Annotated in this window: 7 protein-coding genes; 4 read left to right on the top strand and 3 right to left on the bottom strand. The window is 63.1% G+C overall.

The features are described 5' to 3' along the window. The first annotated feature begins 228 nt into the window (after positions 1-228). The 3 genes from EN749_RS39640 (at position 229) to EN749_RS26700 (ending at position 3,011) form a co-directional block, all read left to right on the top strand. Positions 229-828, top strand: a complete 600-nt coding sequence (locus EN749_RS39640; protein WP_348629380.1) for an ABC transporter substrate-binding protein — start codon at positions 229-231, stop codon at positions 826-828. Then, a complete protein-coding gene (locus tag EN749_RS39635) occupies positions 801-1,829 on the top strand; it encodes an ABC transporter substrate-binding protein (protein WP_348629379.1) in 1,029 nt (342 codons plus the stop codon). Before EN749_RS39640 ends, EN749_RS39635 begins: the two co-directional genes overlap by 28 nt. 84 nt (positions 1,830-1,913) lie before the next feature. Then, the gene (locus tag EN749_RS26700; RefSeq protein ID WP_128364295.1) at positions 1,914-3,011 is read left to right on the top strand and encodes a serine hydrolase domain-containing protein; all 1,098 of its coding nucleotides are present in this window, start codon (positions 1,914-1,916) and stop codon (positions 3,009-3,011) included. 34 nt (positions 3,012-3,045) lie between these two features. Here the strand turns inward: EN749_RS26700 and EN749_RS26695 are convergent, their stop codons facing one another. After that, entirely contained in the window at positions 3,046-5,130 is a 2,085-nt protein-coding gene (locus EN749_RS26695) for a tetratricopeptide repeat protein (protein ID WP_189367713.1), read from the bottom strand. Positions 5,131-5,262: 132 nt separating this feature from the next. Beyond that, positions 5,263-5,988: a 3-keto-5-aminohexanoate cleavage protein gene (locus tag EN749_RS26685; RefSeq protein WP_127809837.1), complete on the bottom strand. Its 726-nt coding sequence runs from the start codon at positions 5,986-5,988 to the stop codon at positions 5,263-5,265. A 368-nt stretch (positions 5,989-6,356) separates the two neighbouring features. Here EN749_RS26685 and EN749_RS26675 point away from each other — a divergent pair, with 368 nt between their 5' ends. After that, positions 6,357-6,551 carry a hypothetical protein gene (locus EN749_RS26675; protein ID WP_164748793.1) on the top strand — a complete coding sequence of 65 codons (195 nt, stop codon included), beginning with the start codon at positions 6,357-6,359 and terminating at the stop codon, positions 6,549-6,551. A gap of 54 nt (positions 6,552-6,605) precedes the next feature. Here the strand turns inward: EN749_RS26675 and EN749_RS26670 are convergent. Next, a partial coding sequence (locus EN749_RS26670; RefSeq protein ID WP_145991014.1) for an EAL domain-containing protein occupies positions 6,606-7,220 on the bottom strand: 615 nt, incomplete at its 5' end.

Genomic DNA, 7,220 nt, shown 5'->3' with positions numbered 1-7,220 from the left:
CTTCTGGCTCGGCGGCCAGGGCGGCTACGGTTTCCAGGTGTCGCTGACGCTGGCGCGGCTGGGTTCGGCGCTGCTGCGCGGCCAACCGCTGCCGGACGATCTCACGGCACGCGGCATCACCTCCGCCGCGCTTGCGCCCGACCGTTTCATCACCCCGGCGGCGACGCCATGAACTTCACCGGCCTGCCCATTCCCTCAACCCGTAAAGTGTCATCAGGAGCGTTTGCGATGAAATCCGTTCTGCGCGCAGTCCTTACCTCGTCCTTACTGGCCTCGTCCGTCCTTCTTGGCGGACAGGCCTACGCCAAAACCCTGGTCTATTGCTCGGAAGCCAATCCCGAAACCTTCAACCCGGCGATCGGCACGGCGGACTCCACCATGGATGCCGCCGCCAAGACGATCTTCAACCGGCTGGTCGAGTTCAAGCCTGGCACGACCGAGGTCGGGCCGGCGCTGGCCGAAAGCTGGGAGGTCTCAGCCGACGGCAAGATCTACACGTTCCACCTACGCCACGGCGTGAAATTCCAGTCGAACGACCACTTTACACCGTCGCGCGAGTTCAATGCCGACGACGTGCTGTACACCTTCAACCGCCAGCGCGACGCCAGCAATCCCTACCACAAGCTCGGCGGCGGCGCTTACGAGTACTTCAACGCACTGGGCATGGGCTCGCTGATCGACAAGATCGACAAGGTTGACGACCACACCGTGCGCTTCTCCCTGACGGCGGCCACGTCACCTTCCTGCCCGGCATTGCGCTCGACTATCTCTCTATCCTGTCGTTGGAGCAGACCGAAAAGATGGTCGCCGCCGGCACGCCGGAACTGATCGATAGCGAGCCCGTCGGCACCGGCCCGTTCGTGCTGCAGGCCTATGTGCCCGACAGCCAGATCCGCTACGCCGCCAACAAGGATTACTGGCGCGGCGCGCCGAAGATCGACACGCTGGTGTTCGCCGTCACGCCCGAACCGACCACGCGCGTCGAGCGTCTCAAGGCCAATGAGTGCCAGGTCGCCGCCCCGCCGCCGCCAAGCGCCGTCGCCGATTTGCGCACCGACCCCGACATCACCGTGCTCGACCTTAAGGGCCAGAACATCGGCATTCTCGGCTTCAATGTCGAACACCAGCCGCTCGGCGATGTGCGCGTGCGCATGGCGCTGGCCAAGGCCGTCGACCGCAAGGCGATCGTCGACGCCGTCTATGCCGGCGCCGGCACGGTCGCCGGCAGCGTCGTGCCGCCGGCGCAGATCGGGGCCGTCACCGACGCCGGCATCGACTATGACCCGGATGGCGCGAAGGCGCTGCTGAAGGAAGCCGGCCACGAGAGCGACCTGAAGATCAGCCTGTGGGCGATGCCGGTATCGCGGCCCTACAATCCCAATGCCAAGCGCATGGCCGAGATGATCCAGGCCGACTGGGCGAAAGTCGGCGTCAATGCCGAGATCGTCAGCTTTGAATGGGGCGAATATCTCAAGCGCACCGCGGCGGGCGAACAGGACGCCTATCTGCTCGGCGGCAGCAGCGACAATGGCGACCCCGACAACATGCTGAGCTACCTGCTGTCCTGCGACGGCGTGAAGGGCGGCTCCAACCGCTCGCGCTGGTGCGATCCGGCCTTCGAGAAGCTGCTGCAGGACGGTCGCGTCGCCGCCGATCCGAAACAGCGCGCCGACATCTACGCCAGGGCGCAAGCGATCCTGAAGGTCGAGGTGCCGGTGGCGCCGATCGCCCATTCGGTGGTGGCGATCCCGATCCGCAAGAGCGTGCTCAACTACGTGCTCGACCCCTTCGGCCGGCAGAACTTTGCCGCTGTCGATATGGCGGAGTGAAGCTTGGCGACCCTGCCCTCGGGCCCGGCCGGGGGACGCACCGACATGAATAAAACCAGTAATTTGGCGGCGAAAGCAGAATCCATGCGTGAAGACCTCAACGCTCTCCTCAAAGCCTATCTCACCGATGGCGCGGTGGGCGCATCACTCGCATACTCCACTGGCGCCGCACCAACCGCCATCACTGCCGGCCTCGCCGACCGGGAGCATGGCGTTGCCGTCTCGCCCGACCGCCTGTTCAAGATCGGCAGTTGCACCAAGACCTTCGTCGCCGCCGCATTGGTCAAGCTCGCTCAGGACGGCAAGCTCGAGCTCGGCGCACCGATCGCCTCCTGGTTTCCCGACCTCCCAGGAGCAAAAGACATTTCGGTGCGCCAGCTGATCAACCACCGCAGCGGCCTGCCGGAGTTCGAATATTACATTCCGATGGATCCGAGCCGGCAATGGACGCCGCAACAGCTGGTCGACATAGCCTTCGTTTCCGACAAGCAGAAGGCGCCAGGCGGGCCCGCCGTCTACAACAACACCGGCTATGTGCTGGCCGGCATGGTGATCGAGGCTGTCACCGGCCAGTCGCTGGGCGGCTATGTCAGAAGCGCGGTGCTGCACCCGCTCGGCCTGGAGAATACTTGGTCGCCGGCAACCGAGGCCTTTCCGGAGAAATCGATGGTGCGCGGCTATTACCACCGGCCGCCGCCGGCGGCGAATGCGCCCGCCGATATCGCCTCGGGCGGCGAGATGTGGCGCATGGACGGCGTGCTGCCCTACTCCGACGACTTGCAGGATTCCTCCGATTCCTTCCCGTTCGGCGCCGCTTATGGCTGCGGCGACATGGTGTCGACGCCGTCGGATATGGTGGCCTTCACGCGCGGTCTCTTTTCCGGAAAGCTGCTGTCGCCGCCCTTCTTCGACGAAATGTTCGAACATCGCGTCCCGGCGAGTTTTCCGGGCACCCGCATGCGCGAAACCGGTGCCGGCATGTTCCAGAGCGCCTACGCCAACCGCGCCTTCTACGGCCATCAGGGCAGCATCCCCGGCTACGTCGCCGTGATGCTGCACGACCCGCTGTCCGGCCTGACCATCGCCATGACCAGCAATGTCGGCTCCGGCAACCGGCTGTCCTTCCAGGCCAGTGGCCTCCATCCGGTGGTCGATAAGGCGATCAGGATAGCTCTTGGATGAAGGGTAGGGCCTATTCTGCGCCGCTACATTCGCCTCATGGCGCCAGAGCGCGAAGCGCGGCGTTGGCGGCGATGCTTTCATAGAAATCCTTCGGGCAATCGCTGGCGGCGAGCCGGTAAAGCCGCAAAGCTTCATCGTTATATGCATGGAGTTGGCTGAGTTCGGCAGTGTAGAAATTGGCCTCGCACACCTGTCCGGTTTTCGTAGCCGCGTCCGGATCATCGGCGGCGGCGAGCGTTTCGGCCGGCGTCTTCTCGCCGAGCAGCATGCGAACCACCGGCGCCGGCCACTTCGTCATGTCGAGCTTGCCAATTGCATCCTGCAAATGGCCCGCCGCTCCGTTGCGCCGCTCCACGATGTCCAGCCAGATCGCAAAATAGGCGTTGTCGGGCGCCAGCCCCGCCCCTTGCTCGAAGTCCACCTGCGCCTTGGCAGGCGTGTCCGAATACAAATAGACGATGCCCCGACCCAGAAAGGCATAGGCATATTTCGGATCGATACTGGTCGCCTTGTCATAGTCAGCGATGGCGCGGGCATAGTCCCCCTTTGCCCACAATACCATGGCTCGGTTGCCGTAATCTTCGGACGCCGGATCCAGATCGATGACGTGGTTATAGTCATCCAAGGCGCGGTCGTAATTGCCCTTCCTATGCCAAATCTCGCCTCGACCGAGATAGAATTTGGCATCTTTGGGATCGAGGCCAATCGCCTTGTCGTAGTCGGCGATGGCGCGATCATCATTGCCCTTCCTATGCCAGGCCAGGCCGCGGTTGCCGTAAGCAGCGCTGTCTTTCGGACCGAGCGTAATTGCCCGGCTATAGTCCGCGATGGTTCGGTCGTAGTCGTGCTTTGCAAACCAGGCCCGGCCCCTGTTGTAGTAGGCAATGCCTAATTTCGGATCGAGAGTGATGGCCTTATCGTAATCGACGATGGCGCGGTCGTATTGGCCCTTATCCACCAAAATCACGCCTCGATTGACGTAAGCACGGAGATATTTCGGATCAACTTCTATTGCCTTGGTGTAGTCGGCCATCGCACGGTCCTGCTTGCCCTTTTGCGACCATAGCAGGCCTCGATTGTAGTAAGCGCCCGCGTACTTCGGATCGAGAGCCATGGCTTGGTCGTAGTCGGCCATGGCGCGGTCGTAATCGCCTTTGGTCGCCCAAATCAGACCTCGATTGGTGTAGGCATCTGCACTCGGATGGAGGCTGACCGCCTGGTCGCTGTCGGCCATGGCATGGTCATAGTCGCCCTTGGCAATCCATGCCATCGCTCGATTGTAGTAAGCACTCGCAAACTTGGGGTCGAGGCCAATGGCCTGATCGAAATCGGCCATAGCGCGATCCAAGTCGCCCTTGGCCGCAAATGCGGCACCCCGGTTGTTGTAGGTTTCGACTCGTTTCGGGTCGAGATCGAGCGCCTTGGTGTAGTCGGCAAGAGCACGATCATTGTCGCCTTTTCTGAACCAGGCATAGCCTCGACCGTTGTAGGCGTCGGCGCGTTTTGGATCGATGCCGATCGCCTTCTCGAAATCGGCCATAGCCTGGTCGAAATCATCTTTGTGGACCTCGATCAGGCCCCGATTCAAGTAGGCGTCGACCTGCGCGGGTTCGAGGCGGATTGCCTGATCGATATCGGCGATTGCGCGGCCATCGTCGCCCTTCACACTCCAGCCAGCGCCGCGCCTGAGGTAAGCGGTGCTGCGCTCATCAACGCGTCTGGCCGCATCGTCGATGACGTATGTGCAGGCCTCCATTTGCCGAGCGCTACCGGCGACTTGGCCAACGCAGTCGGCAAAGTTTACGTCAGCCGCGCCACACCCTGCCAGTGCCAGCAAGGCGGCAACGCAGGTCAGCTCTCGCCAGGAAAGCCAAAGCAGCTTCAGAACCGATCCGATCGACTCGCCCCCTATGTAAGGCAGTTGCGCAAAATCTTGCTCAACGGTTTGACTGTAATCGATAAGATTTTTTGAGCAATCGCCAAAATGTCTACTTGAAAAGGCGCCCTCCAGCCTTCGTCCGTCCAGATCAGGCGCAAGAGGCGCAGCAGCGTTGCGCGCTCTTTCTTCGTCAGCCGATGCAGGAAGCGGTCCTCGTGTCGGCGAACCTGCTGCCGCCACCCAGACATCGCCGCCCGGGCGGCCTGAGCAACGGCGAGCATCTACGCGCGCCCGTCGCCGGCATGATCGAAGGAATTCCTGCTCACCGATGCGCTGCCGCGCACCGGTCGGCGGACAGGACTGAGGCGTCGATCAGACCGCAGGCGCACCGCGAAAAATCGTAACGGCCGCCGCGACGATTTCCGCATTGTCCTTGGCTGCCCTGCCATCGGCGAGCGTCTTGCCGTCTTCCAGACCGACCCGTGTCGACCAACGCTTGCGATGCGCAAGTTTGACGAAGGGCCAGACAGTTGCATCAACGCCATGCAGCAGGATCGGCCGCCGTACCCCGGCGCGCTCGAGCACGGCGACGATGCCAGGCGCTTCGTCGAGTGCAGCGGACAGGTCCGGGATGTCGATCTCGATCAGAATGCGCAGCACCTGGTCGTGGCCGGGAAGCGCTACGAAGCGCTCGGCATCGGCGACAACGGCAAGCCCCGCCTCGATGCCGACACCACGCTGGCGCAGCAGTTCCATCACGGCGGGCGCATCCGCTTCGGACAGGTTGACCGAAGCATAGTCAGGCAGGTCTCGCCAGCCGGCGATCGCCGTGCGGGTCCGCTCGACGTCGTTCTCGATCCAGGCGCCGGTCGACACGCCGACCAGTGTTCCCGGGCAGGTCCGGCGCACCGCCAGCACGGTGGCGTCGACGGCTGCCAGGCTTTCGCGCCCGTCAGTGCCGCGCGGATGGATGTGCAGTTCGGCCGCTCCAGCGGCGACGCAGGCTGCCGCATCGTTGGCCATTGCCTCGGCAGTCAGCGGCAGCTTCGGGTGGAAATCGCGCACGCGCGCGCCGTTGATGCAGGCCTGGACGATCATCGGTCTCACCTTGCGCATTGACAGTCTAATCACGCGGCGGTGAAGCCGCCAATCTCCCCCCTCGTGGGGGAGATGCCCGGCAGGGCAGAGGGGGGCGTGACAGATCTCCAGCCTCTCTGATCTACAACTTCATTTCATCAAGCGTGCAGGCTGCGAAACAGATCGAAAATCTGATTGTTCAGGTCGGCAGGACAGCGCCCCCCTCTGTCCTGCCGGACATCTCCCCCACACGGGGAGATCGGCAGCATCAACGCCGCGCGCCTCCCCGCAACATTCGGCGGCATTTGAATAAAAGCCGCTTGTGGATATTTACCCGGCGTTCCCTCGTCTCCGGCAAGGTCTTCTAGGGCGGGATCATGGAGGGACCATTGACCAGCGATTTTTCAGCCGCCCGCATCCACCTCGAACGCGCCTATCATTATCTGCAAGGCAACGACGAGACGAGTCGCGCGGCCTGTGAAGCGCTCGATCTGTTGATCGAAGCGGTGACGGAGGCGCAGCACAGGCGACCCGAGGCTGGAGTGCTGGAGTTTCCGCAATCGACGGCGCGCCGAACCGGATAGAATGCGGCGAGTTTCAGGTCAGTTCGGCCTGGCCTGAAACTCGCCGCACCCGGATCACGATGCCTTGCGGGCCGTCGCTCCCTTGGTCGCACGCGCGACAATTCGTTCCAGCGGCTCTGGCCGGTGCAGCAAAAATCCCTGGCCGAAGGCGACGCCCATGTCGCTCAACATGGCCAGCGTGTCCTGCTGTTCGATCTTCTCGCCGACCACGTCACAGCCGAGGCTGCGGGCGATGCTGGTGATGGCCAGCACGATCTCGCGGTCGAAACGGCTTTGCGTGATGTGTTCGATGAAGGAACCGTCGATCTTGATCGTGTCGACGGGGAACCGCCGGAGATATTCGAACGAGCTCATACCGGCGCCGAAATCATCGAGGCTGACCCGGCAGTGCCGCTCGCGCGCCTTGCGCACAAACTGTTCGGCCGCGTCGAAATTGGTGACGGCGGCGGTTTCGGTGATCTCGAAGCCGATGCCCGAATGCGGCGCCCCGGTTTCTTCTATGACGTTGTCCACGAAGTCCCAAAGCTGCGGGTCGCTCAGCGTCTGCGCCGACAGATTGAAGCCAAGCGTCAACGCCCCCGAACGCAAGGCGGCACCATGCCGCGACAGCGCGGTGCGGATGATCCAGCGGTCGAGCCGCGACGCGATGCCGAACCGCTCGGCCACCGG

The organism is Mesorhizobium sp. M7A.F.Ca.ET.027.02.1.1, assembly GCF_004022985.1.
In the GTDB taxonomy this organism is placed as follows: domain Bacteria; phylum Pseudomonadota; class Alphaproteobacteria; order Rhizobiales; family Rhizobiaceae; genus Mesorhizobium.
This window is presented reverse-complemented; position numbering and strand designations above follow the sequence as displayed.